Below are 26,424 nucleotides of genomic sequence, written 5' to 3'. Positions count from 1 at the left end.
CGCCCGCTTGACCTGCCGCATCACACCTCACATTGTATCAGTTCCCGTGTGAATGGCAGGTATCGGCCGGTCGATGATAAACGCCGGTCCGCCCTGGCGGCGAACCGGCCTTCCCTGCCCCGCTCCGCAGGAACTTCGTTTCCTCCCCGGCCTGAAGGCCGGGGTATCCACGAAGGAGAGACCCGATGACCGCCAAGTACGACGTCAAGCGCGAGTTAAAGCAGTTCTATGCGCCCCGGAACACTGACTGGGAACTCGCAGATATCCCGGAGCTTCATTTTCTCGCCATCGATGGACACGGCGACCCGAACACCAGCGCCGCGTACCGCCACGCGGTCGAGGCGCTCTACGCGGTCGCTTACACCGCCAAGTTCGCGAGCAAGGGCAACCTCGGCAAGGACTTCGTCGTGGGCCCGCTGGAGGGGCTGTGGTGGGCGGACGACATGAACGACTTCCTGGCCAGGCTCAAGGAGAACTGGCGATGGCGGCTGCTCATCAATATCCCCGACTGGATCACCAGCGAGATGATCGAAGACACCAAGCGCACCGCCCTGGCCAAGAAGAACCTGCCGGCTGTTCCGGACGTCCGGCCGGAGACCTTGCACGAGGGCACCAGCGCCCAGGTCCTCCACATCGGCTCCTACGACGACGAGACGCCGATTCTGACCAGGCTGCACCGCGAGTACCTGCCCGCCAACAATCTGCGGGAGGCGGGGCTGCACCATGAGATCTACCTCAGCGACCCGCGCAGGACTGATCCCGCGAAGCTCAGGACGATTCTTCGGCAACCCGTAGAAGCGAAAACCGATTGAGCGACGTCGGCGTGTCCGGGACATCCAGGCATCCGATCACTCGCTCACCAGCGTGAAACCTGCCTGGACAGCGCTGGCAGCCGGCCGAGGCGACGGGCCGGGCAACGACGTCCCGAGCGCGGTGCTCGCTCGAGTGGACCAGCACCCCTACTTCATGTGACGGGGATCACTTCGGGGAGAAAACCGGCGAACCGGCTCGGGCGTCGAGCGGGTGTGAGATCAGTCAGAGCAGCGCTGCACGAGTTGGACGAGGAGCGTCCCGTCCGGTTGGTGGCGTCAGGCGACCGTGCCGCGTTCGAGGAGTTGTACCGGCGGACGTCGCCGTGGATGGCGGTGCGGCCGCGTCGCCGGTGCGGGGACGAGCAGATCGTCGCCGAGGTCATATAGGAGACCTACTTGGCGGTGTGGCGTGCGGCGGGTGCGTTCGCCGGGGCCGCGGTCGGAGGGACGGCCACCGGGTGGCTGTGGACAATCGCGGCGCGCCGTCTCGTCGACGCGTTCCGCCGCCGGGCTCATCACGCGGAGCCGCCGGCCGCAGCCTTGGCCGACGCGGCGCCCGCCGCCGAGGAGGAGGCACTCGCCGCGGCCGTCGGCGGTGATGTCGGGGACGCGTTGCGATGCCTCGCACCGGAACTGAGACAGGTGCTGCAGGCCATGGTGCTCGACGGGCTGTCCGTCGGGGAGACCGCGGTCCTGCTCGCGCTGCGCGAGGGCACGGTCAAGACCCGGGCCCGCCAGGCCCGGATCGCGATGCGGAGGGCGCTGGCATGAGTGTGGAACACGCGTCGATGCGGATCATCGAGGTGTATGCGCGTGGCGGGGGGGACCTAGCCGCCGACGAGGTGTGGGCCGTGGAGGCCCATCTGGAGACGTGCCGGGCGTGCCGTGACCGGCTGTCCGCCGCAGTCGGTGCCGGGGCGCCCGTCGTGGCCTCGCTGGTCGACACCGTGTGGTCAGACCTCGAACACCAGTTGGCGGTCGCCGCCACGATGCCGCGCCGACGGCCCTGGTCGGCCCGCCTGTCGAGGTGGATGACTCCGACGATGCCGTGGCTGGTCACATCGAGCAGGAACTCCTCTTTCCGAACGAGCCCGGCCACCAGTCTCTTCAGCCCCTCAGGGCTGACCAGTGCGGACCGTGAGCCCAACAGGTCCCCGACAGGCGCTGGCTGGCCATTCGTAGCCTCGACGACGGCCGGATCGTCAGAGAGGTGCCGTGCCCGCCCGGGCTGACGGCCGGATCGATCAGCACGAACGGTTCGGTGGTGGCTACGGTCACGACGAACCACGCTCACATCCACCGGCCGGGTCATTCCCCAGGCCAACCGGCGACCTTCCCGATCAGAACAACGACGTAGGCATTCGTGGTGTGGGCACCAGCCAACCGGTTCGGCCCGGCTCGATCCCCTGACTGTTCAGCGACACTCGTTGCGATCATGACGGCATCAGTCACTGGATGCTGGCGACCGAGCCGACTGGGAAGATCCACGGCTCGAACTGGGGGACGAGACATCTACCTTGCGGTGAATCCTCCGCGTGTCACCCGACTTGTCGCTCCAGTCTCAGCAGGATGGAGCCTTGTTGCCCGCCCGCCGGGTTCCCGGCAGGCAGCGGCGGCGCCACACCACCTCATCGTGTGCAAGGAAACGAACGTTGACCGGATTTCCGCCTCTGACTGGATCCACCCGCTGCCTCGCCGCCCTCGCGGCCTGTGGCTTCTTCGTGGCCAACCCGACTCTCACGGCCGAAGCCGCCACAGGGCCCGCCACCGACAAGTCCAAGAGCAGCGCCACCGCAGCAGCGTTCCGCGCCGCGCTGGACGTCTCCAGTATCGGGCTGCCTGGACCAGTACCCCTGCGGGCCTCGCTCAACGAGGTCCAGGCGCCCGCAACCGCCGAGAAGAAGACCCTCGACGTCGCTCTCGAGCATGTCAACGGCGATCGCCCGGTCCAACTACTGCAGGCGGACGCCGCCATGGCCAGAGCCGACGTCACCAAGGGCCGAGCGGAAGGCTCATCCCACCTCGTGCGGGCCCGGGTCCATCTGCCCGGGCTGCCCGTGCTGTCTCTGCTCGAGGTCGAAGAGGTGACAGCAGCGGCAATCTGCGTCTCCGGAGAGGAACCTTCCGCCGAGTCCGAGGTGCTGGGCCCCATCACCGCCCTGGGTGAGCAGGTCTCGCTGGCGCCCGACCGCACCGTCACCATCGAGACCCCGGGCGTGGGCACAGTCCGGCTTTCCCTGTCCCACAAGGAGCTGACCAGCAGCACGGCCGCCGCCACCTCACTCCGACTGCAGGTATCCGTGGACCCCTTGAGGCTGGGCGTCGAGAAAGTGGAGGGCACCGTGACCCTGGCAGAAGCCACCTGCCGGTCTCCGCGGCCGGCGTCCAACAGCCCGGTCCGGTCCGCCACGGAGTCGATCACACCCGCGGTCACACATGCCAAGGAGAACCACCTGGCGAAGACCGGCCGCAACGCCGTCACGCCCTACATCCTGGCAACAGGAGCCGGCCTCGTCGCCGTGGGCGGTGGAGCCATCGCATTCACCCGTGCGCGCAGCCGCAGGCAGCCTTGACACCATGCGAACGGTGATGCAGCCAGGGATGGAGGCTCCTTGGATCGTCGAGTGGCCTGCGGACCGTGCCCGTACCGGCGCCCGGCAAGGCCATCCCGGACCTGCCCCGCGTGCTCGGAGCCGGGAGCGATTCGGAGGTTCTGATCATGTGGGGTAGGTGGCGTTGGCTGTTGGGCCCTCCCCTTCACCGTGGACACCTGGAGACCGGGGCCTGAGGTTCCAGAGGAAGTAGCGCCAGGTGGGAAGCAAGTACTGGAGCGGTACACCGAGGAGTTCAATGTCGTGGTGAGCGACTGAGACAGCGCCCCCGACGGGCTTCCCGAGGCCTTGTCCGGTCTTCGTATCAGCCCCCGGTCTCAGATGGCTGATGCCGCTGTTCCCCGGGTCGCATGAGCCAGCTGGTGGCACCGAGAGCGAGGTGCGATTCCTGGACTGCTTGCGGACGCTGTCGTGGACGGTCGAAGGATGCGTCAGCCGACCCGAAGTCCGAGCGCCAGCGTCAGTTCGAGGACCCGGTGTGGCGATGCGAGATCCGGGAACAGCTCCCGCAGCTGCGACATCCGGTACCGGACTGTCTGGGGATGGACGAACAATGCCTCCGCCACCTCGTCGCGCCTGCCTTGGTGCAGCAGCCACTCCCGCAACGTCTCCTCCAGTCGCCGTGCGGTCGCGACAGGCAAGGTCTGCAACGGTGCGAGGGCTCGGGCGCGCAGGTCTGCGAACGCCTCCGCGTCGGCGCTGAGCACCAGCTCGGGCAGGTGGTCCTCGGTGTCGCGGATATCGGAGGAGAGGGAGCGGGCGCGTACGGCTCGTGCGTACGAGGCGGACGCACGGGTCCATGGCCGGGCCGGGCCGACCACGGCGGTGCGGTCGGTCAGCTGCCGCGAGAGGTGTGATCGGTCGGCGTCGGGGACGAGCAGCACGCCGGTGGCGTCCGGCAGATCGTCGAGGACGAGGGTGCTCGGGTCGAGCGTGCGGTAGGCAGGCCGGGCCTGGGCGGCGGGCAGGAGGACCGCGGTCAGCGAGACCGGGGGCTGCCACCCGGCCCGCTGAGCAGAGACCAGCAGTACGTCCGGGCTCGCACTGGCGAGGAGGTCGCGGGCCAGGTGCTCGAGGTGGCGCTCGTGATCCCTGCCCCGGGCGGCCAGTTCGTCGGCGTGGCCCGCGGCGCTCGCGGCGGAGAGCTCGTCGATGTAGGCGAAGGTCAGCTCGGCGAACTTGGCGACCTCGGCGGCGGGCAGACCGGCGGGTACGGCACCCGCTGCCAGGCATCGCCAGGCCACCCGGGCACCGACGCGGTAGGCGCTGAGCAGGGCGTCCATCGAACGGCCGTCGCGGACCTCGCCGCGGCCCAGCTCGTAGGCCGCGTCACCGCCGTCGACGCCCGTGGCGTTCCCGCTCGCGAGGTCCAGGTAGTGCCCGAGGGCGGTGCGGACGGCTCGGCGGATGGTGGCGCCCATGTGGCCCGAGAGGGCGCCTGCGTAGGGAGGGACCTCGTCGATGATCGCCTGGACGACCTCGTCGGCGGTGGCCTTCAGCCCGGCCCGAAGTACTGTGACCGTCGTCTCATCCAGGGCCAGCTCACTGGCCCTCCGGATTACATGGCTCATGTTTTATTCCCTGCGAACAATTCAGCAGGCAAGATTTACGTCCTGCGGTCAGGACTTTACGCCCTGAGGCGCAGCAAGCTGAAGCCATGACGAGTACAGCCCTCCGCAGCAGGGCGTGGAAACTACTGGAGATGGTCACGACGCCGCTGCTGCCGTCTGACTACCTCGACCTGGTCAGCCCGCTGCGTGCGGGCGCTGACCTGCGGGGACGCATCGAGGCCGTGCGCCCCGAGACGGGTGACGCCGCGACCATCGTGATCAGACCTGGGCGGGGCTGGCGCGGCCACACGGCCGGTCAGTACGTGCGGATCGGAGTCGATGTCGACGGGGTGCGCCTGTGGCGTGCCTACTCGCTCACCTCGCCGGCCAACCGCAAGGACGGCCGCGTCTCGATCACCGTGAAAGCGATCCCGGACGGCAAGGTCAGCAACCATCTGGTCCGCAAGGTGCAACCGGGCACGCTGATCCAGCTCGACCAGGCGGCCGGTGACTTCGTGCTGCCGCAGGCCAAGCCCGCCAAGGTGCTCTACCTGACGGCCGGCAGCGGCATCACGCCCGTCATGGGCATGCTGCGCGACACCGAATTCGACGACGTCGTCATGGTCCACTGCGCGCCGCAGCCGCACGACGTGATCTTCCGCGACGAACTGCACGACCTGGTCGCGGACAAGAAGCTGCAGCTCACCGAGGTGCACACCGACACAGACGGCATGCTCGACATCGCCCGGCTCGACGAACTCGTACCCGACTGGGCCGAGCGCGAGACCTGGGCCTGCGGGCCCGCGGGCCTGCTCGACGCCGCCGAAGAGCACTGGACCGAGCACGGCGTCCCAGAGCGCCTGCACACCGAACGCTTCCGCCCGAGCATCGTCGTCGCCGGCGACGGCGGCGAGGTCACGTTCAGCACCACCGGCAAGACCGTCGACGCGGACGGCGCCACGCCGTTGCTGGACGTCGGCGAAGAGGCCGGCGTGCTCATGCCCTCCGGGTGCCGCATGGGCATCTGCTTCGGCTGTGTCACCCCGCTCAAGGCGGGTGCGGTCCGCGACCTGCGCACCGGCGACATCACCGAGGCCGAACCGGGCGTCCTCATCCAGACCTGTGTGTCCGCCGCCGCGGGCCCCTGCGACATCGAACGGTAGGAACACCTTGACCGCCATCGACCCCACCGCGCACCTGACCGCGGAGCAGATCGAGGAGCTCGGCCGCGAGCTGGACGCGATCCGCGACGAGGTGCTCGCCAGTCGCGGCGAGAAAGACGCCGCCTACATTCGCAAGGTCATCTCGGCGCAGCGCAAGCTCGAGCTGGTCAGCAGGGGCGTGCTGCTGTTCTCGTTCTTCCCGCCCGCGTGGCTGATCGGCACCGCCGGTCTGTCCGTGGCGAAGATCATGGACAACATGGAGATCGGTCACAACGTTCTGCACGGCCAGTGGGACTGGATGCGGGACCCGAAGATCCACTCCACCACCTGGGAGTGGGATCACGTCTCGCCGTCCGACCAGTGGAAGCACTCGCACAACGAGCTGCACCACACGTACACCAATGTGATCGGCAAGGACAACGACCTCGGCTACGGCATCATGCGCGTCGACGAGGACCAGAGGTGGCACCCGATCCACCTCGGGCAGCCGCTGTGGAACTTCATCAACGCCTGCTTCTTCGAGTACGGCATCGCAGCGTACGACCTCGAGCTCGGCAAGAACCTGCACAAGCGCCGCCGCAAGAACCCGGAGTTCCGAGCGCGAGCCAAGGCCGTGGGCCGCAAGATCCGTAAGCAGGTGCTCAAGGACTACGTGATCCACCCGCTGCTGTCGGGCCCGTCGTTCCTCACCACGCTCGCCGCCACGTTCACCGCGAACCTGGTCCGCAACCTCTGGTCCCACTCGGTGATCATGTGCGGGCACTTCCCCGAGGGCGTGCAGGTCTTCGAGCGCCGGTCGATCAACGGCGAGACGCGCGGCCAGTGGTACCTGCGCCAGATGATGGGCTCGGCGAACATCAGCGGCAGCAAGGCCATGCACTTCATGACCGGCAACCTCTCGCACCAGATCGAGCACCATCTGTTCCCGGACCTGCCGAGCAACCGGTACGCCGAGGTCGCGGTGAAGGTGCGCGCGCTGTTCGAGAAGTACGAGCTGGAGTACGTCACCGGGCCGCTGCCCAAGCAGGTGTTCTCCGCGTGGCACAAGGTCTTCCGGCTCTCGCTGCCGAACAAGAAGCCCAAGGTCAAGACGCCGGACCGCGAGCAGGAGCTCGTCGCGGCCTGATCCCCGGTCTTGGTTGAGACCTCTCGACCGAACCCGGCGGCACCGTCGGGCTCGGTGAGATCTGTTGCGGACGATGGGCGGCCGCCACACCAGACCGTACGACACGGGATCCGGGCAGCCCGGTGTCCGGCTGCGCTGCCTGAACGCGCGCCAGGGGGCTCAGCACATACCTTGGTCTCCGTCGACGCGGTCACGTCCGCGGGAGTGGTGTATCAACGGTCACTCGGTGATCTCGTTTTGAGGCTATGCAGACAGTTCGGTCGGGAGGACGGTGTCGTCGTTTTCTGACTCGATCGGGTGGCGGCGGGCCTTGGCGGGCAGGTCGAGTCCCATGTAGCGGCGGCCCTCGGTCCACTCGTCGTCAGGGCCGCGATTGTCCTGGCCTGCCTGCGGCGGCGAGTTTGCGCAGCCGCTTGAGCTCCTCCCGCTCGGCCGTGTCCGGCCCGCTACCGGCGGCCACCGACGTCCCCGCTCCGGTCTGCCCGGTGCCGTACGCCTTCTTCACCCAGCCCCGCAGGCTCTCCGAGCTGATACCCAGTTCCCGGGCGGCCTCGGTCACCGTGCGGCCCGACGGCGCCACGAGCGCGACCGCGTCCCGCTTGAACTCCTCCGAGTACCGCTTCGTGTACTTACTTGCCACCCGGCACTGCTTCCTCTGGGCTCACACGTCCCAGTCTCCAGGTGTCCAGGTGTCCACGTGTCCGCGATCAAGGGGAAGCTTCATACTCGAACGAGATCCGGTTTGCCGCAACGCATTCACACGCACCCCGATCAATCCGGCTCGCCGACTGAGCAAAGCACCCGCAGCCCGTCCTCAGCTCGTCCTCAGGCGAGCCTCAGTCCTCCACCAAGCCTTGACATACCGACAGGGCTGATGCTTGAGCGGTGCCGGGCCGAGGAGCGGCTGTGAAGGCATCTCCGCCGGCCCGGCACTCGCTTCAGACACGGGGCCACGCGAGGGAGAAGGACAGAAGGATGCGACTCGACAACACCAGGATGTCCGGCCAGGCCCGGACTCGCCGGGGGCTGGCGCTGCTGATCGCGACGGGGGCAGGGCTGGGCTCCCTGCGGCTGGGAACGGTTCCCGCACACGCCAACGCCACGACCGAGCACGTCTCGGCGGAGGGCCGGTCGGTCCGCCTCAAGACGAGTGACAGCAGCCATCGCGTGCGGGGCGACATCACGTTCACCGTGAACGCGGACGGCAACTGGAGGATCGAGGCTGAGCACCGGGCGATGGCTTCATCCTTCAGTCCCGCGGCGAGCAGGCGCAGCAGAGTCTGATCGATCTCGCGGGCGGCGTCCTCCAATCTGCCCGCCGATGGCATCTCGGCTGAATGCCGGCACTCCTTTCGCGCCAGGGGCGCGATGGCGGCGGCTGGCGGCCGTCACGGACATCTTCGCTGCGGTGCAGGCCACGGCCCTATCGCACAGGGGTCCGTGGCCCCCGCCGGCGTCCCCGCCGGGTGGGGTCTTGATTGCCCGCCGCAGCGATCCCTGACGCGAATTTCCCATGGTGACGGCGTCGAACCCAAGGGCTTCACGTGGATGAGCTGCTCGACTTCCGCTCCGGACACCGGTCGGTCGCCCCAGGATTGCTCTGGCCGCAGCACCAGTACCCGGTCTGCAGCGCCACTGTGTCCCGGGCCGAGCACGCGTTGCCGGGCGCTGGGCGAGGCACTGATCGTTCGTACGGGTCTGCTGTGCCGCACCTGGCAGGAGCCGGCGCCTCCCTGCGGAGTCCGCGTCGGCAGAACGCGCTCACATCTGCTGGTTCACCAGACGACTCATGCGGCGGACCGGGTCCTGTCGGGACCGGGTGGCAGGTCTGACTGTCGGCTGGTCAGCACGGACCTTCTCCGCATACCCGCTGGCGCACCTGGTGCGCCCGGCTCGTACCACAAGCGCTGATGACGTTCACCACGCTCGTTCTCGCCATGGGGTCTGAGAACCCCTGAGTCCGTCCCCTCGGGCGAGGGCCGGAAGTTCCGGCGGCCGACCCGAAGAGCACCACTGGAGCCATCACCCATGATCAATACGTTTCGCGTGCCTTCACGGTTACCCAGAACATATGGCAGGGACGAAGAACTGTCGGTGTTCGCTCAGGCATTGGAGCAGGTCATAGCCGGGCGCAGCGCAGTCGTCCTCGTGGAGGGAGTCTCGGGGAGCGGCAAGAGTCACTTCCTGGCGGAGGCGGCTCGGTGGGCGACACGGCTCGGACCAGCCGGGCCGAGGAGCCTCGTACCGACGGTCCCGCACTGGACCGGTGCCTCCTGGAACCCGCAGTCCTCCCTGGCCGCCGATGTGCGGGCGCTCCTCGACGACGACCCCTCTCCCTGTTTGGTCGCTCTCGACGACGTGCGCTGCACGGACCTGGCACCGGGAGCGTCTCTCGAGTCGCTGCTCGTGCGGTACGCCTCACAGCCGGCCCTGTGGCTGCTGGCTCGCCGGGGCACCGACGCGTACCCGCTTGCCGGCGGGGCCGACGAGCACCGGAGCGCCCAACGGATCGCGCTCGGCCGGCTGGACGAAGACGCTGTGACGGATCTGGTGCGCGACGGCCTCGGTGCCACCCCGGGGCGGGACGTACTGGCCCTGGCTGAGGGTGCCGGCGGCAATCCCGGGCTGCTCAGCGAGTTGGTCTTCGGCCTCGTCGAGGAGAAGGGCACCTCGGTCGAGTCCGGCATCGTCCGTCTGGTCTCCCGGCGGCTGCCTCGGCGAGTGCACGAACTTGTGAGGCGACAACTGCTGGCCGTCGGCTGCGAAGCCCTGCGCACCCTGCGTGCGGCGGCCGTGCTGGGCAACACGTTCGTCCCCGGCGATGTGGTGCGGATGACCGGCCTGGCCGTGGTGCACGTCTGCCAGGGCTTGCAGGATGCGTTGGACATCGGACTGTTGGAGGAGCACGACGAGTACAGCCTGCGATTCCGGCATGATCTGGTGCGTCAGGCCCTGCAGGAGGCGATGCCCGTGCCGATCCTGCGGCTGATGCACCTGGAAGCGGGCCGGAGGTACCTGGCCGCCGCGGAGGACGGCGCACCCGCCGTGTGCCTCTCGGCCCAGCCGCTGCCTCCCGCAGGGGGTCCGGCGAATTCCCCGGCAGGCCGGCCGGGATGGCCCTCCGCCGACCAGGTCCGGGCGTCGTCGCCGGCCTTGGCGGGCCCTGACCGGGCGTGTTCGGTGGACTGTACCCGAGCGGTGGCTGCCGACCGCGCCGAGGACAGCGTCACGATCAATGCCACCGCCCACGACGGCCCGGGCCCACGGGGTCGGCGGGCCGGACCGGACGAGGCCGCGCACACCACCCTGAAGGAGTCCTTACGCCACCACACAGCGCCCGGTGCCCGCCGCGACGCCGCACCTTCGCGCCGGCATCCGGGTGAGGCAGACGACCCGCCGTTCGCCCCCGTCTCGGTCGTCACGCGTCCCAGAGCCGGCGGGCGGCGCCTCCCCAACCCGGAGTCCGCCCCACGGCGCACGGGCTGGGCCTCCCTCACCGAGACGGAGCGCTCCATCGCCGAACTGGCCGCGCGGGGCCTGACCAACCGGGAGATCGGCGAGCGCCTGTTCCGCTCACCGCACACCGTCAACTTCCATCTGCGCAGCGTCTTCCGCAAGCTCGGGGTGCGCTCCCGGGTCGAGCTGGCGGGCAGCGTCCGCTCCGGGCCGGCCGCCCCCGGGCCGGCCCGCGGCGCCGGCCCCGTCCACGACGCGTAACCACCGGGGAACCGGTGCTGCCTAGCGTCGCCCGCGTCAGATCCCGTCAGAGCGAAGGGGATCGCCGGACAGACCAGGAGACCTCGTGTGAAGGAGACGAAGGAGAAGCCGATCACGGTGCTGGCCGTCAGCGGCTCCGAGCACCCCAGTGGCAACACGGCAGATGTCCTGGACCACGCCGCGAAGATCCTCGTCGCCCGAGGAGCCGTACTCGACGTGGTCCACCTCGGACGAGCACGGGTGACCCCGTGCGGCCCGTGCGGGGACTGCAACGTCCGGCCCCTGCCGTGCGCACTCGACGACGACGTCGCCTCGATCGTGCAGCGGATGATCGCGGCGGACGGCATCCTCTACGCCACCCCGGTGCACGGCTTCGGCACGGCCGCGCTCATGCAGGGCTTCATCGAGCGGGCCGGCGTGGGCCACTTGCGCTTCACGCGCCCGCTGGCCAACAAGGTGGCGGGAGTCATCGTCACCGGCCGCCGCTACAGCCACACCGAGGTGTACTCGCACCTCGTGAAGAACGCCCTGCTCAACCGGATGATCTTGGTCGGCAGCGGCATGCCGCCGATCGTCTACAGCGGCGAGGTCGAAAGCGGCGACGCCGAGGGGCTGGACATGGTCCGCGCCATGCTCGACCGCATGGTGGACATGATCCGTCTGCTGCGCGAGCACCGCGCGCTCACCGGACACGACGCCCTCTCCCCTCAGACGCTCAACGAACGCCAGCGGGCCGGGACCTGAGCACCGCACCCGCCCCGACACCCCATCCGCACGGCCTCCGGCCGGTCCCAGTGAAAGGACGCACAGATTGAACACGCACGAGGCCCGGGCGTCGCTGGGCGAATTCCAGAGCTTCAACGAGCGCTACTACAGCGGTGAGGTGACAGACGAGGAGTGGAAGCGCTGGAACGCCGAGCGGCTTACGACCGTACTGCGGCACGTCACCGAGAACTCTCCGTTCTACGGCCGCCACCTGCGGGACATCGACATCGAGCGGGTCACCCCCGACGACATGGGCGTGCTGCCGTTCACCACCAAAGCCGATCTCCGTCGCGAGCTGCACGACATGCTCAGCGGCGACATGCGCGACGCCCTGATCTACTACGAGACCACCGGCACCACGGGCCCGGCCACGCCGTGCCCGCGCGGGCCCAAGGACATCGCGTGCAGCAACATCCATCTGGAGAAGTCACTGCGCAACCTGTTCACGCACTACTTCGGCGACCGCAAGCCGGTGATCGGGCTGATGGGCCCCTCCGAGCTGTACTCCTTCGGCGACACCTTCGGTGACGTCGTCACCCGGATCGGGGCGTGCCACGCCAAGATCTGGCCCGAGTCCCAGCGCGTCGGCTACCGCAAGGCCCTGGAGCTGATGCGGGACCTGGAGATCGACGTGATCATGTGCTCCCCGGCCGCGTGCGCCAACCTCGCCAAGGCCGCCGTGCACAACGGCTTCGACCCGCGCAAGGACTTCAACGTCAAGCTGTTCCTGGTGCTCGGCGAGATCTGCACCCCCGAGTTCTCGGCCAACGTGCAATCCATCTGGGGCGCTGACGCACTGCCCGCCCTCTACGGCACCCAGGAGCTGATGGTCGTCGCGACCGGTTGCTCCCGCGGCCGAATGCACCTGTCCAGGCCGAACTACCTCGCGGAGGTGGTCGACCCGGACACCGGCGAGAGCCTGGGCCAGGAGGGAACCGGCGAGCTGGTGCTGACCATGCTGGTCGACGACATCAAGCCGTTGGTGCGCTACCGCACCAACGACCTGGCCACGATCGGACCCAACACCTGCGGCTGCGGGCTGCCCGGACCCGAGATCCAGGTCATCGGCAGGGTGCCGGACCGCATCGCCCTGGGCGAGGGCAAGTTCCGTCCGGCGGAGATCGAGGCCGCCCTGCTCGACGGTGTCGGAGGCTGCCTCGGCTACCAGGTCGTCATCGGCAAGGACGCCGACGGCGGCGACGAGGTCACCGTCCACCTGGAGATGCTGGAGGCGATCAGCGGTCCGACCGAGGTGATCGCCGAAGGCATGATCCAGCGCATTCGCGAGCGGCTCAACGTTCCCGCCAAGGTCGTCGTGGATCCCGACCTCGACCCCATCACCCAGACCGGCGCCTACGTCAGCTGGAAGGCCGCCCGGGTCAAGGACACCCGCGTCGAGCACGACCCGGACGTGGAGACCGCCCAGCGCGTCGCCCGGCGCTACGTCCACACGAGCTGACCACCCGGCGCCTGCGACGGGGCCGGGGCGGAGGGCAGCCTGCCACAGCTGCTTCCCGCCTCGGCCCCGTGCCCGTTCCCCCTGCGCGCGGCCGCCCTGCCCGGCGGACCGTGCCCGAACCACGAAGGTGGTGACCCATGCCCGCATCCGCGCCGGCCACCGCGCCGCCCCGGATCACCGTGTCCACCGAGCGGTCCCCCGCCTCCGCCGTCGATCTGGTGGCCGCCTGGCAGCGGCTGACCGAGAAGTTCGGCCCCGAGGGCGCGTTCCTCCTCGAATCGCGCGGCGGCCCGGCCGCCGACTGCCGCTACGCGATGCTCGGATTCCGGCCCCTGCTGACCGTCACCGTACGGCGCGGTGCAGTGCGCCTCGACGGCGAGCCCGCTGTGGCCGCAGCCGCCCTTGCCGCGGCGGACGGCTTCCTGCAGGAGGAGGGGACCGACCGGGTACTGGAACGCCCCGATCTGCTCTGGGACATGCTGCGCGCCGTCCAGGATCGCTTCGCGGCGCCCAGCGGTGACGCACCGCAGCAGTTCGGCTTCCTGTCCTTCTTCGGCTACGACACGATCCACTACGTCGAGAAGCTGCCCCGGCTGATCGCGGTCGCCCCCGATGACGCCGAGGTCCCCGACATCTGTCTGGTGCTGCACCAGGGGCGGATCCGGACCGACCTCGCCACCGGCGTCAGCGAGCTGTTCCTGCACCGATCGGACGCCTGGTCCGGCCCCTCCTGCGAGGAGATCCAGGACCTGCTGCAGACGCTGCCGCAGCCCGACGCCGACGCGCGGGCGCCGCTGCCCGAGGTGCCGGGCTTCACATGCCGGGACGACACCACGCGCGAGGACTACCTCCAGCGGGTGGACACCTGCCTCGGGCACATCGCGGCCGGCGACGTCTACCAGATCCAGATCGGCCACGAGCTGACCGTGACCAGCACGGTCGAACCGCTGGACGTCTACCGTCGGCTGCGGGCGTCGAACCCGTCGCCGTACAGCTATCTCGCCCCGGTCGCCGGTCAGTTGATGATCGGCGCGAGCCCGGAACTGTTCGCGCGGGTGGAAGACGGCGAGCTGGTGATGCGGCCCATCGCCGGCACCCTGCCGCACCGGCCGGGCAGCGGCACCGCCCCGGACACGGCCGCCGCAGGGCTGCTCGCCGACCCCAAGGAGATCGCCGAGCACATCATGCTGGTCGACCTGTGCCGCAACGACATCGGACAGGTCTGCGACCGCGGCACGCTCGCCGAGAGCGGGATGTTCAGCGTCGAGCGCTACTCCCACGTCCTGCACCTGGTCTCGACGGTGACCGGGCGGGTCGGCGAGGCGGACGGCTACGACGTCGTACGCGCCCTGTTCCCCTCCGGCACCATGACCGGCGCGCCCAAGCTGCGCGCCATGGAGATCATCGAGTCGATGGAGTCCAGCCGCCGCGGCTGGTACGCGGGTTCGGTCGGTCTCCTGGACTTCGACGGCTCCGTCAACCTGGCGCTGTGCATCCGCACCCTCCTGCACGCCGACGGCCGCTACCGCACCCGCGCCTCGGCCGGCATCGTCGCCGACTCGGTGCCCGGCCGGGAGTGGCGCGAGACCCTCGCCAAGATGAGCGCCGCCTACTGGGCCGTCACCGGAAAGGAACTCCTGTCGTGAAAAGCCTCGTCGTCGACGCCTACGACAGCTTCGTCCACATCATCCGGCACTACCTGCTCGAACTGGACGCCGGTCCGGTCGTGGTGCGCTCCGGCGATCTGGACCACGCGGCGGTCGAGGCGATGGACCCGGATCTGCTGGTGCTCGGCCCGGGCCCCGGCCATCCGGCGGTCTCCGGGCATGTGGAGCTGATCCAGCAGTTCGCGGGCCGCATCCCGGTCCTCGGCGTCTGTCTCGGCCACCAGGCCCTGGGGCTGGCCTACGGGGGCGAGGTGCGCCGGGCGCGCCCCATGCACGGCAAGACCAGCGCGCTGGAGCACGACGGCATCGGCATGTTCAAGGGCGTGCCGCAGTTGGTGCGGGTGGCCCGCTATCACTCGCTCGTCGTTGAGGAGGCGTCGGTGCCGGACTGTCTGGAGGTCACCGCGCGCTCGCTGGACGACGGTCTGGTCATGGGTCTCAGGCACCGTGAACTACCTCTGGAATCAGTGCAGTTCCATCCGGAGAGTGTCTGCACCGAGCAGGGCATGACCCTGTTCGGCAACTTCGTGCGGCAGCACGGACGGGTGCACCGGGCCGTCGGCTGACCGACTCCTCCCCCGGCGGACCGGACAGGCCCGGACGCGAGAGAAGGTGGTCCTTCTCCGCCTCCGGGCCGTCCCGTGTACGGGCACTACGGCCCGTCAGCGCGCAGCGTCACCCGCGAGCACCGGGGTCCCGTGGGCAACCCTCCCGGCGACGTCACCGGCCGGGGGCGGGGCCAGGGCCCGTCCCGCTGCGGCGACCGCGAACTCCAGCCGGCCCATCAGTTCGCCCAGCGCTCTGGTCGGCAGCGCCTGGCCCGCGTCGCACAGCGCCTCCGCCGGGTTGGGGTGGCTCTCCACGATCAGCCCGTCGGCGCCGGCCGCGGCTGCGGCGAGCGCCAGCGGGATCACCCGGTCGGTGAGACCCGCCGCGTGACTGGGGTCGACGATGACCGGCAGGTGGGTGCGCTCCTTGAACACCGTCAGCGCCGCCAGGTCGAGTGTGAAGCGGTAGGAGGACTCGAACGTACGGATGCCACGCTCGCACAGCACGACATCGCCGTTGCCCTCGTCGAGGACGTACTCGGCGGCCATGAGGGTCTCCTCCACGGTCGCCGCCAGGCCCCGCTTGAGCAGCACCGGGCGTCCGGCGCGCCCCAGTTCGCGCAGCAGGGTGTAGTTCTGCATGTTCCGTGCGCCGACCTGGAAGACGTCGACGTGGGCCGCCATCAGTTCGACGTCCCGGACATCGACGATCTCGCTGACGACCGGCAGGCCGGTGGCATCGCGAGCCTCGGCCAGCAGCTCCAGGCCGACCGGGCCGAGGCCCTGGAAGGAATACGGGTTGGTGCGCGGCTTGTACGCACCGCCGCGCAGTGCGTGGGCGCCCGCCTCCCGCACGGCGGTGGCGGCCTGGAGCATCTGCTCCCGGTGTTCCACCGAGCAGGGCCCGGCGATCACCGTGAAGCCTGTGCCGCCGACCGACGCCGTCGCACCGGCCCGGCCGAGCCGCACCTGTGTGGTGCCCTGCCCGGGGAACCGGGCCGAGTGCGGGTAGGCCGCCGGGATGTCGGTGAGTCCGGCGGACTCGGCCAGGTCGCCGAGCGCGGCGACCACCATGGCGCGGTCACCGGTGGTCGAGAACAACCGGGGCGTGTGCGCCCGGATCTGCGATCCGGCGTCCACCAGCCGGGCGGCCGCCCTGCTCTGCTGATCGGCGTTCATGGCGTCCAAAGAGATGATGAGCACGTCTATCGGTCTCCCTACGTGATCGTAAAGGTGTGGCACGGTGACGCACCGCCGTGGGCGAAGGGCGAGGACGCGGCCCCTCGGCCATGCGCCGCACCGTAGTTACGGGCGGATAAACCGTGGTTACGTGCGCAGGCGGCCGGGACCGGGCCGCGCGGATAACCGGGAGCGAACCGCGCCGGCGTACGGATCGGCTCCAACCGTCCGACGCATCGGAGTCCCCATGTCGCCCCTCGTACAAGATCCCTGGACGCTCGTGCCCCGCCCGCAGGCCGGTGCACCCGTGCGGCTGCTGTGCTTCCCCCATGCGGGCGCAGGCGCCGCCGCCTACCGGCACCTCGCCGAACTGCTTCTCCCCTGCGCGGAGCTGCGCATAGTGCGGCTTCCGGGCCGGGAACGGCGCTGGAGCGAGCCTGCGCACGCCTCGCTGGAACCTCTGCTGCTCGACCTCGCCGAGGGCCTGGCCCCGCATCTGGACCCGGCGCCCGGACAACGGCTGGCGTTCTTCGGGCACAGCATGGGCGCGCTGGTCGCCTTCGAGCTGGCCCGGCTGCTGCGGGCGCGCGGCGCCCGGATGCCCGACAGCCTGCTGGTGTCCGGGCTCGACGCCCCGCACCGGCCCCGGACCGGCCGTGCGGTGATGCACAGCCTGGACGACGACGCCTTCGCCGCACGACTGCCGCACTACGGGGGCCTCCCCCGCGAACTGCTGGATCAGCCCGAGCTGCTGAAGATGTTCCTGCCCACCCTGCGAGCCGACTTCGCCGTGGTGGAGACCTATCGCCACCGCCCGGAGCCGCCGTTGGAGGTGCCGGTCGCCGCGTACGGCGGGCGCGCGGACCAGGAGACCTCCGTGGCCGGCCTCACGGCCTGGGCAGAGCTGACCGCGGGGCCGTTCCGGCACCGCATGTTCGACGGCGGGCACTTCTACCTCACCGAGCGTCCCGCGGAGCCGGCGGCGGAAGTCGCCGCCGATCTCGCACGGTTCGGCAGGGCACTCGCCTGAGCACGGCGGTACAGCGCCCCTGAACAGCCGGGGCCAGGGGGCTCTGAGGAGTCCCCTGGCCCCGGCCGCGTGCGTGCCCTCCGCCGCGGGTCAGCCCGTCCGGGCCTCGACGGCATCCAGTTCCATCAGTGCCTCGGCCAGCAACACCGCGCTCTCGCCCTGGCCGGGCCTGGCCGCGATGACGGCCGCCAGCGACGCCGGGGTCGGCATGCCGAACACCTCCCGCAGGGTGATCTCGGTGCCCATGGCCCCGGTGAGCCGGCCGGCCAGCCGGGTGCCGGTCAGCGAGTCGCCACCGAGGTGGAAGAAGTCGTCTCCGGTTTCCACTCGTTCCAGACCCAGCACCTGCGCGTAGACGCTCGCGACGTAGCGTTCGAGCGGACCGTCGGGCGCCGACACGTCGGCGACAGCGTTCTCGGGGCCCTCCTCCGTGGCGATCCGCGCCAGCGTGCGGCGGTCCGTCTTGCCGTTCCCGGTCAACGGAAGCCGATCAAGAACCCGTATGTCGCCGGGCACCATGTACGGCGGCAGCCACGTCCCGGCAAAGGAGCGCAGGGCGGTGGTGTCCACCGCGGCGGCGTCCGCGGCGGGCACCACAAAGGCGACGAGGCGGCGGGCGCCGCCCCCGCCGGGCGCGGTGACGACGGCCGAGCGGACCGTGGGGTGACGTTCCAGGGCGGCCTCGACCTCACCGAGCTCGATCCGGTAGCCGTTGATCTTCACCTGGAAGTCCCGGCGGCCCAGGATCTCGATGGCGCCGTCCGCGCGGTACCGGCCGAGGTCACCGGTGTCGTAGGCGCGTTCGCCCGACGGCAGGGTCAGGAAGCTGCGGCGGGTCTGCTCCTCGTCGCCGAGGTAGCCGTGGGCGAGACCGACCTCGCTGGAGACCACCATCCTGCCGGGCACCCAGTCGGGCCGGGGGGCGAGCCGGTCGTCGAGGATGTGGTAGCGCTGGTTGGTCATCGGGAACCCGTACGGGATGCTCGCCCAGCGCGGGTCGATCGCGTCGGCGTCGATGGGATACAGGATCGAGAAGCAGGCCGTCTCGGTGGGCCCGCCGACGCTCAGCACGGACACGTCGGGGGCGAGCGCCCGCAGGCGACCGGGCAGCGGCAGCGGGATGAAGTCGCCGCCCATCATCACGTTGCGCAGCGAGCGCAGCGCGTGCCGGTCCGGTCCGGCCGACTGCTCGACCCGGTCGACCAGCATCTCCATCAGCGCGGGCACGGAGTTCCACAAGGTGGCCCCGGTGCGCTCGACCAGGTCGGCCCAATGCCCGGGATCGGGGTACTCGGAGGGGCCGGGGACGACCGCCGCGCCGCCGGCCGCGAGCACGCCGAAGACGTCGTAGACGGAGATGTCGAAGTGCAGCGCGGAGACGGCGAAGGCGCGGTCGGCCGGTCCGACGTCGAAGCGGGTGTTGACGTCGCTGATCATGTTGAGGATGGCCCGGTGGTCGACGACGACACCCTTGGGGATGCCGGTCGAGCCCGAGGTGAAAATCGTGTACGCCGGGTCCGTCGGCCGCTGGACGCTCTCCAGCGGCGAGGCGTCCGCCGGGAACGCGGACAGCTCCGGGTCGAGGGCGAGCACCGTCACGCCCTCGGGCCAGCCGGGCCGGGTGGCAAGCCGGGGCTGGGTGAGCACGGTGCGCACGCCGGCGGTGGCGAGGATGTGCGCGAGGCGCTCGCGGGGCAGACCGGGGTCGACGGGAAGGTAACCGCCGCCGGCGGTCAGGGCGCCGTAGACGGCCGGGTACTGTTCCCAGCCCTTCTCCATGACCACCGCGACCAGCTCGCCGGGTTGGGTTCCCGCCGTGCGCAGACCGTGCCCGATGCGGTTGGCGGCCGTGTACAGCTCACCGAAGGAGAGGGTGCGGCCGCTGGTGATGACGGCGGGCGCTGCCGGGTCGGCCTCGGCGCGCCGGGCGAGCAGTTCGTGCAGCAGCCCGTCGGGGACTTCGGCGTCCGTGGCGTTGACCTCGGCGCGGCGGCGGAGCTGAGCCTCGGGGACGAGGGCGAACCTCTCGTGGCCCCAGGCGGCCTCGTCGTCGATGAGCCGGTCGACGAGAGCGACGTACGCGCCGAACATGGTCTCGATCATCCCGGCCGGGAAGTGGGCCGCGAGGTGGTCCCACTTGAAGTGCAGGGCGCGGTCGATCTCGCGGATCTGCACGTCCAGCAGTACCTGGGGGGTCTGCGAGACGCCGTAGGTCTCCCGGCCGAGCGCGGACGCCTGCTGCCTGGGCGGGTGGCCGAGGAGGCTGGTGACGACGATCGGCATGACCGGGCGCAGGGAGGCGCCCTGGAACCGGCTGATCTGCCGCAGCACGTCGACGCCGTTGAAGTGGCGGTGCTCCAGGTCGCGCCACAGCTGCTGCTGGATGGAGCGGGCCCGCTCCAGGAAGGTGCCGTCGGTCTTCTCCACGGCGACCATGAGGGTGTTGGAGAAGTCGCCGAGCAGCCGGTCGATCTGCGGGTGGACCGGGAGCCGGTCGAACAGCGGGAAGTTGATGGTGAAGCGGTCATTGGCGGACCAGGCTCGGACCACCTCGCAGAAGACGGCGGTCAGCACACCGGAGGGGGTGATCCCGGAGCGCTGCGCGCGGTCCTTGAGCAGCTGCCAGCGCTCGGCGTCCACCGAGTGGGCGAAACGCTCGAAGCGGACCTCGCCCTCGGGCTCGGCGAGCATCGGCAGGTCGGGGGCCGGGGGCAGGTCGGGCACCCGAGACAGCCAGTACTCGCGTGCGACGCGGTAGCGCTCGGACTCCTCCAGGGCGGGCAGGGAGCTGACGACGTAGTCGCGGAAGGTGACCTCCAGCGGCTCGGGTTCGACTTCAGGGTGCTCGTAGAAGTCGATCAGGTCGGGCAGCAGCACCTGGAACCAGCTCCAGGCATCCATGATGAGCAGGTCGATGCCCATGTGCAGACGGACCCGGCCGTCGGGCATCAGCGACAGCCGTACGTCGTACAGCGGCCGGCGGTGGGCGTCCAGGACCTGGTGCGCCATCTCCTCACGGACCCGCAGCACTTCGGCCTCGGCCTGCTCCAGGTCGCTGCCCCGCAGGTCGAGAACAGTGATGCCGTCCCCGTCCAGCCCTGGCGGCACCTGCTGGGTGCCGTCGGGCAGGATCACCGCGCCCAGCATGTCGTGCCGCTCCATCAGCCGCTGCCAGGCCCGGCGGAAGCGGTCGGGGTCGAGCTGCTCGCGCTCCCACTCGAAGTATCCGTGACATCCGACGTTGCCGAAGTCGACGGCCGAGCCGCGGCCGATCCAGAACGCCTGCTGCACCTCGGTGAGGGGGAAGGGCGCCTGGGCGTCACCGGCCGGGGCGAGCACGGGCAGCTCGTCGGGGCCGTGGGAGTCGCCGAGCTCGGCCAGGCGGGCGGCGGCGGCCCGCACGTGCGTGGCAGCGGCCAGGTGCGACAGGGCGAAGGGTACGCCCGTCTCCTGGGAGACGCGGGTGACCAGGCGGATCGCGGCGAGCGAGTCTCCGCCGAGCTCGAAGAAGTCGTCCAGCACACCGACCTCGTCCAGGCCCAGGACGTCGCGCCAGAGGGCGGCGAGCGCGCGCTCGGTCTCGTCGCGCGGGGCGGTGAACTCGGCGCTGATGTCCGGGCGTTCGCGGCCGGGGGCGGGCAGCGCCGCGCGGTCGACCTTGCCGTTGCGGGACAGCGGCAGCTCATCGAGGACCACCCAGGCCGAGGGGACCATGTACTGCGGCAGCCGGTCGGCGAGCAGTGCGCGCAGTTCGCAACCGCGCGGCGCGGCTCCGGGCACGGGCTCGATGTAGGCGACGAGGCGCCGCTCACCAGGAATGTCTTCGCGGGCCGTGACCACGGCCGACCCGACCTCGGGCAGCGCGGCGAGGGCCGACTCGACCTCGCCGGGGTGCACGCGGAAGCCGCGGATCTTCACCTCGTGGTCGGCGCGGCCGACGATCTCCAGGGTGCCGTCCGGCCACTGGCGGGCGGTGTCTCCGGTGCGGTAGAGCAGCGGGTCGGGGTCGCCCGGGACGGTGTTGGGCAGGTACCTCTCGGCGTGCGCGGCCGGGTCGTCGGGGTATCCGGCGGCCAGCGACACGCCGGAGACGAACAGTTCGCCAGGCACGCCGTAGGGCACCGGGCCGTGTCCGGCGTCCAGCACGTAGGCATGCACTCCGGGTGCGGGGGTGCCGATCGGGGGCAGCCGGCGGGCCCGCTCGGCGGGGGTGAGGCTGCGGGCGGTGCGGGTGAGGTTGCCGGTGGCGACGACGGTCGCCTCGGAGGAACCGTAGACGTTCAGCACCTCGTACGGCAGTTCGTCGGGAGGCCAGGAGCTCAGCCGCTCGCCGGCGAGCCTCATGCTGCGCAGAGCGCCGTCGGCGGGCCACGACAGGGGCCACAGCCGCTCGGCGAACGCGGTCAGCACCAAGGTATGGGTGACCTTCTCGGTCAGCAGCCAGTCGCGCAACGTCTCCGGGTGGCCCGCGACGTCCGGATCCGGGATCAGCACCGTCGCCCCGGCTGCCAGCAACGGGAAGCAGTCGACCACGAGCAGCCCGACGCCGGGCGGGGAGAGCCAGGTGCCGCGGGCCGACGCATCGATGCCGGTCTGCTCGGCCAAGGTGCGCACCAGGGCGCGCAACGCTCCGTGCCGCTGGGCGACGGCCTTCGGGGTGCCGGTGGAGCCGGAGGTGAAGACCAGGTGGCAGATCGAGTCGTCGGTGATGGCAGCCTCACCGGTGTACGGCTCGGCCTGCTGCCAAGTGTCGTCTTCGAGGCTCACCTCGACGCAGTGGTGCGGGGCCGCTCCGCCCGCGGTGACGACCGCGGCGGGAGCGCTGTCGGCGATCAGCCGGGACAGCCGCTCGGCGGGCTGGGAGGGGTCGAGGAGCACGACGGTGGCGCCGAGCTTCAGGACGGCGAGCTGGGCGAGAAGATGGCGGGCGCTACGGGGCAGCAGGAGCGCAACTCGGTCGCCGGCCACCACGCCCGCCCCGGCCAGACGCCCGGCCAGGCGCCCGGCCAGCGCGTCGAGTTCCCCGTAGGTCAGCCGCAGGCGGGGGTCGGCGACGGCGAGCGACTCCGGGTCACGCCGGGCAGCGGCGGCCACGGCCTCGTGGAAGTACGGGGCTCGGGCGACGTCGGACACACCGTCCGGTGTCACCTCGGGCTGCCCGGCGCAGGAGGCTGCCGCCAGACGTGCGCGGCGCTCGGTCTCGTCCAGCAGGGGCAGCGCGCCCACGGGAGTGGCGGGGACAGCCTCGGCGGCCTCGGCGAGCCGGCCCAGCCATGTCGCCGCCGTGCGCAGCTCGGTGCCGGCGAGGAAACCGCCTGCGGTCAGGGTGCCGTCGGTCGTGCAGAGCACCAGGTCCGCGCCCGGCGCCAACGGTCCGGAAGCGGGCGCGTCGGTCACGCACGCCTGGGGCACCACGTCGCTGCCGGCGCCGGCCGCCACCAACTCCCGGACCTTCGTGGCGAGTTCCTCGACCGGTGCCGCGGCGTCGACGGGTACGGCCAGCACCAGCTCCGAAAGTCCGGCCCGGCGCAGGGCGATCACCTGTTCGGGGTCGCCGGTGCAGCGGTGCAGGAGCGCCGCGAGCACGGCGACGGCGGCTACCGGGTCCGGGCCGATCGCGCACGTCACCGTCAGGGCCGCTTCCGGCTCCCCGTCCGGGTGCCCGCCCAGCGCGTCCGACATCCGGTCCCGCCATGCCATGTGTTCCGGCAGCACGATAACGCCCTCCCTCGAATAACTCATCTGTGAGGCCCGGTTACGACGATCCTGGTTCCGGCGCCGATTCGGGTACTTGTCCGCCCGAACGCCGGCCGGATAGACGCGCACCTTAGAAAAGGGCGGGTTAGAGACCGGTTATGCACGGCCTGTGCGCGGCGTTTGAAGGGACCGGGGAACGGCCGGGTGAGAACGCGCCGGGGCGACGTAACCACGCGCTAACTGCCTCCTCCTACATTCCCTGCCGTCGCCAAAAGCCATGGAGGTGGTGAAGTGACCACGATCGGCACGGGAACATCCGCGACAACCAGACGAGGCGTGGCCGGTGTCGCGGAGAGTCCCCGGGACCCGAGGCGCCCGTTCGTGCTGGGCCTGGGCGGAACGCACCGGTCGGGGTCATCGACCGAGCGCGCCCTGCGGGCCTCGCTCGACGGGGCGGCCCGCACGGGTGCGGACACCCTTCTGCTCGGTGCCGAGGAGCTACGGCTCCCCCTGTTCGACCCGACGTCGAGCGAACGCACGCCCGCCGCCCGCCGGCTGCTCGCCGCAGTCGCCGCCGCCGACGGCCTGATCCTGGGCTCGCCCGCCTATCACGGCGGCGTATCCGGCCTTGTCAAGAACGCTCTCGACTACATCGAGGACCTCCGGGACGACGCCCGCCCCTATCTCGACGGGCGCGCGGTCGGGTGTGTGGTGACGGCCGGAGGCTCCCAGGCCGCCCCCGTCCTCACCGGCCTGCGTTCCATCGTCCACGCCCTGCGCGGCTGGCCCACCCCGCTGGGCGTGGCCGTGAACACCAGCGGGCCGGTGTTCGGCCCCGACGGATCGGTGGCTGACCCGAAGACGGCCGCCCAGCTGGAAGCCGTCGGCCGTCAGGTCGCCGAATTCGCCGCACAGCGCCGCGGCGCCGCCGTCTGACCGCCGGACCGGAGAACCCAGCGCCTTCGGGATGTCCCCGGCCGTCCGCCCTATCGAAGAAAGACAGGTCATGAAGTCCATCTTTTTCCACCTGCAAGGCTATCGGGAGCTTCCCGACGATTTCCGGGAGCGTTACGAGAGCATTTGGGCCACCGCCCCCAACAAGGAGCTGTGCGACCCGCGCAAGGTGCACCAGTACCTGAACTGGAACATCGACGAGCTGGAACTCGCCGACGACCTCGGATTCGACGGAGTCGGCGTCAACGAGCACCACTCCAACGGCTACAGCTTCTCCGGCTCGCCGAATCTGGCGGCCTCGATCCTGGCCCGTAAGAAGTCCGACGCGGCGATCATGCTGCTGGGCAACACCCTCGTCCAGTACAACCCGCCGACCCGGGTCGCAGAGGAGCTCGCCACACTCGACTGCATGAGCGGCGGCCGCATCATCGCCGGCATGCCGGTCGGCTCCCCGATGGACACGACCATCGTGCACGGCATCACCCCCACCGAAGTGCGCTCGCGCTACCACGAGGCCCACGACCTCATCAAGCGCGCCTGGACGGAGTCCGGCCCCTTCCCCTTCAACGGCAAGTACAACAAGTTGCGTTACGTCAACCCTTGGCCGCAGCCCTACCAGCAGGACCCGCACCCGCCGATCTGGCTGGGCGGCGGCGGCTCTCCGGAGACCTGGAAGTTCGCCACGGACAACGACTACGTCTACACGTACCTCAGCTGGGGCGGACACAAGTACGGCAAGCAGCTGATGGACGGCTTCTGGCAGACCGTCGAGCAGGCTGGACTGGACGACAACCCCTACCGTGCGGGCTTCGCCCAGGTCGTCGTGGTCGCCGACACCGACGCCGAGGCCGAGAAGATCTACATGCCGCACATCCGCGACTTCTACGACAAGGCGATGTACGTGGCCCCGCACCACGCCTTCGTCCCCGGCTACTTCAAGAAGGCCGCCCTCCAGTCGTTCCTCGGCAAGCCCGGACAGAGCAAGAAGAACGCGCCGTTCGGCGTCCCGGCCGGCCGCGACATGACCTGGAAGCAGCATGTCGAGGAAGAGGCGATGGTCATCGGTGGCTCCCCCGCCACCGTCGTCGACAAGCTGACCGAGGCGGTCAAGAGCCTCCGCGTCGGCCACCTGATGGTCATCCTCCAGCTGGCGACCATGACCAGGGAGCAGACCGAGCGCAACATCCGCCTGTTCGCCGAACAGGTGATGCCCAAGATCAGTCACATCTGGGACGGCCACGGATACCAGGACCACTGGTGGCCGACCGGCGCGACCCGGAACTCCGGCCCCACCGTCCCGCAGTCCAGCGTCTCCCCGGAGGTTCCGGCATGAGCACCTTCACCCCTGTGAGCATCCCGATGCCCGGCGGGCTGGCCGACAACACGGTCCTCGTGGGTGGCGACGGCACCCCGGTCGTCTTCCTGCACGGCCTGTTCGGCCAGTCCTGGGAGGGCTTCCTGGACGACCTGGCCGCCGACCACAAGGTCTACGCGCCGGCCAGCCCCGGCAGCGCCGAGCCCCAGGACCTGGTCCACCTCGACCACCTGTGGGACCTGCTGCTCTACTACCACGACCTGTTCGAGCGGCTCGGCCTGGAGAAGTTCGACATCGTCGGCCACTCCTTCGGCGGCATGGTGGCGGCCGAGTTCGCGGCCGTGTACCCCGAGCGGGTCCGCAAGCTCGTCCTCATCGACGCCCTCGGCCTGTGGCGCGACGACGCGCCCGTCCGTGACCACGCCATCGTGCCCGGCCACGAGCTGCCCGGTCTGCTCTACCACGACCTGGAGCACCCCGTTGTCGCCGCGATCGTCGCCGGGATGAAGGACCCGACAGCCGACATCGACGCCACCGTCGCGGTGTTCAGCACCGTCGCCAGCACCAGCCACTTCATCTGGCCCATAGCCGAACGCGGTCTGGTCAAGCGGCTGCGCCGGATCAAGGCCGAGACGCTCGTCCTGTGGGGAGCCGAGGACAAGCTCGTCCCCCCGGTGTACGCCCAAGACCTGGCGGCGGGCATTGCCGGCGCGGAAGTCGAGCTGGTCGAGCGAGCCGGACACGTACCGCAACTGGAGCGCCGCGAGGAAGTCGCCACGCGCATCGCCAAGTTCCTGGCCTGAGTTGCGTACCGGCGAACGGCCGATACG

General features: G+C 70.3%; 19 protein-coding genes and 1 pseudogene. 16 read left to right on the top strand and 4 right to left on the bottom strand.

Annotated elements, in window-relative coordinates; all coding sequences use genetic code 11:
- Positions 1-185: 185 nt before the first annotated feature.
- The 4 genes and pseudogenes from AC3ETA_RS27440 to AC3ETA_RS27425 all read left to right on the top strand — a co-directional run bounded on the left by AC3ETA_RS27440 (position 186) and on the right by AC3ETA_RS27425 (position 3,385).
- On the top strand, positions 186-812 hold the full coding sequence (locus AC3ETA_RS27440; protein ID WP_432195572.1) for a GyrI-like domain-containing protein: 627 nt from the start codon (positions 186-188) through the stop codon (positions 810-812).
- A gap of 270 nt (positions 813-1,082) precedes the next feature.
- Positions 1,083-1,583 (top strand): annotated as a pseudogene (locus tag AC3ETA_RS27435) (RNA polymerase sigma factor).
- A complete protein-coding gene (locus AC3ETA_RS27430) occupies positions 1,580-2,044 on the top strand; it encodes a zf-HC2 domain-containing protein (RefSeq protein WP_432195571.1) in 465 nt (154 codons plus the stop codon). The pseudogene AC3ETA_RS27435 and the gene AC3ETA_RS27430 overlap by 4 nt, the downstream one beginning before the upstream one ends.
- Before the next feature lie 420 nt (positions 2,045-2,464).
- The gene (locus AC3ETA_RS27425; protein ID WP_432195570.1) at positions 2,465-3,385 is read left to right on the top strand and encodes an SCO1860 family LAETG-anchored protein; all 921 of its coding nucleotides are present in this window, start codon (positions 2,465-2,467) and stop codon (positions 3,383-3,385) included.
- A 470-nt stretch (positions 3,386-3,855) separates the two neighbouring features.
- Here the strand turns inward: AC3ETA_RS27425 and AC3ETA_RS27420 are convergent, their stop codons facing one another.
- Positions 3,856-4,995: a PucR family transcriptional regulator gene (locus AC3ETA_RS27420; RefSeq protein WP_432195569.1), complete on the bottom strand. Its 1,140-nt coding sequence runs from the start codon at positions 4,993-4,995 to the stop codon at positions 3,856-3,858.
- An 86-nt stretch (positions 4,996-5,081) separates the two neighbouring features.
- On the opposite strand from AC3ETA_RS27420, the gene AC3ETA_RS27415 reads away from it, so the two are divergent.
- Positions 5,082-6,137 (top strand): ferredoxin reductase, encoded by a 1,056-nt coding sequence (locus tag AC3ETA_RS27415; protein WP_432195568.1) that lies wholly within the window; start codon positions 5,082-5,084, stop codon positions 6,135-6,137.
- A gap of 7 nt (positions 6,138-6,144) precedes the next feature.
- Positions 6,145-7,263 carry a fatty acid desaturase family protein gene (locus AC3ETA_RS27410; protein ID WP_432195567.1) on the top strand — a complete coding sequence of 373 codons (1,119 nt, stop codon included), beginning with the start codon at positions 6,145-6,147 and terminating at the stop codon, positions 7,261-7,263.
- Between the two features lie 361 nt (positions 7,264-7,624).
- On the opposite strand, the gene AC3ETA_RS27405 is transcribed toward AC3ETA_RS27410, so the two are convergent.
- The gene (locus AC3ETA_RS27405; protein WP_432195566.1) at positions 7,625-7,903 is read right to left on the bottom strand and encodes a transposase; all 279 of its coding nucleotides are present in this window, start codon (positions 7,901-7,903) and stop codon (positions 7,625-7,627) included.
- A 335-nt stretch (positions 7,904-8,238) separates the two neighbouring features.
- Here AC3ETA_RS27405 and AC3ETA_RS27400 point away from each other — a divergent pair, with 335 nt between their 5' ends.
- The 6 genes from AC3ETA_RS27400 to AC3ETA_RS27375 all read left to right on the top strand — a co-directional run bounded on the left by AC3ETA_RS27400 (position 8,239) and on the right by AC3ETA_RS27375 (position 15,437).
- Entirely contained in the window at positions 8,239-8,547 is a 309-nt protein-coding gene (locus tag AC3ETA_RS27400; protein ID WP_432195565.1) for a hypothetical protein, read from the top strand.
- 744 nt (positions 8,548-9,291) lie between these two features.
- Positions 9,292-10,980 carry a helix-turn-helix transcriptional regulator gene (locus AC3ETA_RS27395; protein WP_432195564.1) on the top strand — a complete coding sequence of 563 codons (1,689 nt, stop codon included), beginning with the start codon at positions 9,292-9,294 and terminating at the stop codon, positions 10,978-10,980.
- Positions 10,981-11,067: 87 nt separating this feature from the next.
- On the top strand, positions 11,068-11,724 hold the full coding sequence (locus AC3ETA_RS27390) for a flavodoxin family protein (protein WP_432195563.1): 657 nt from the start codon (positions 11,068-11,070) through the stop codon (positions 11,722-11,724).
- Positions 11,725-11,791: 67 nt separating this feature from the next.
- On the top strand, positions 11,792-13,204 hold the full coding sequence (locus AC3ETA_RS27385; RefSeq protein ID WP_432195562.1) for a phenylacetate--CoA ligase family protein: 1,413 nt from the start codon (positions 11,792-11,794) through the stop codon (positions 13,202-13,204).
- 137 nt (positions 13,205-13,341) lie between these two features.
- Positions 13,342-14,850, top strand: coding sequence for an anthranilate synthase component I family protein (locus AC3ETA_RS27380; protein ID WP_432195561.1), 1,509 nt, complete (start codon positions 13,342-13,344; stop codon positions 14,848-14,850).
- Entirely contained in the window at positions 14,847-15,437 is a 591-nt protein-coding gene (locus AC3ETA_RS27375; protein ID WP_432195560.1) for an anthranilate synthase component II, read from the top strand. Before AC3ETA_RS27380 ends, AC3ETA_RS27375 begins: the two co-directional genes overlap by 4 nt.
- Positions 15,438-15,533: 96 nt before the next feature.
- Here AC3ETA_RS27375 and aroF read toward each other — a convergent pair whose 3' ends face one another.
- Positions 15,534-16,622, bottom strand: coding sequence for a 3-deoxy-7-phosphoheptulonate synthase (gene aroF, locus AC3ETA_RS27370; protein WP_432195559.1), 1,089 nt, complete (start codon positions 16,620-16,622; stop codon positions 15,534-15,536).
- Positions 16,623-16,845: 223 nt separating this feature from the next.
- Between aroF and AC3ETA_RS27365 the strand changes: the two genes are divergently transcribed.
- Positions 16,846-17,628: a thioesterase II family protein gene (locus tag AC3ETA_RS27365; RefSeq protein WP_432195558.1), complete on the top strand. Its 783-nt coding sequence runs from the start codon at positions 16,846-16,848 to the stop codon at positions 17,626-17,628.
- Between the two features lie 90 nt (positions 17,629-17,718).
- On the opposite strand, the gene AC3ETA_RS27360 is transcribed toward AC3ETA_RS27365, so the two are convergent.
- Positions 17,719-23,343: an amino acid adenylation domain-containing protein gene (locus tag AC3ETA_RS27360; RefSeq protein ID WP_432195557.1), complete on the bottom strand. Its 5,625-nt coding sequence runs from the start codon at positions 23,341-23,343 to the stop codon at positions 17,719-17,721.
- 273 nt (positions 23,344-23,616) lie between these two features.
- Between AC3ETA_RS27360 and AC3ETA_RS27355 the strand changes: the two genes are divergently transcribed.
- From AC3ETA_RS27355 to AC3ETA_RS27345, 3 genes are all read left to right on the top strand, one after another.
- The gene (locus AC3ETA_RS27355) at positions 23,617-24,261 is read left to right on the top strand and encodes an NADPH-dependent FMN reductase (protein WP_432195556.1); all 645 of its coding nucleotides are present in this window, start codon (positions 23,617-23,619) and stop codon (positions 24,259-24,261) included.
- Between the two features lie 70 nt (positions 24,262-24,331).
- Entirely contained in the window at positions 24,332-25,612 is a 1,281-nt protein-coding gene (locus AC3ETA_RS27350) for an LLM class flavin-dependent oxidoreductase (RefSeq protein ID WP_432195555.1), read from the top strand.
- Positions 25,609-26,397, top strand: coding sequence for an alpha/beta fold hydrolase (locus AC3ETA_RS27345; protein ID WP_432195554.1), 789 nt, complete (start codon positions 25,609-25,611; stop codon positions 26,395-26,397). Before AC3ETA_RS27350 ends, AC3ETA_RS27345 begins: the two co-directional genes overlap by 4 nt.
- Positions 26,398-26,424 lie beyond the last annotated feature (27 nt).

The organism is Streptomyces sp. bgisy027 (genome assembly GCF_057710365.1).
This window is presented reverse-complemented; position numbering and strand designations above follow the sequence as displayed.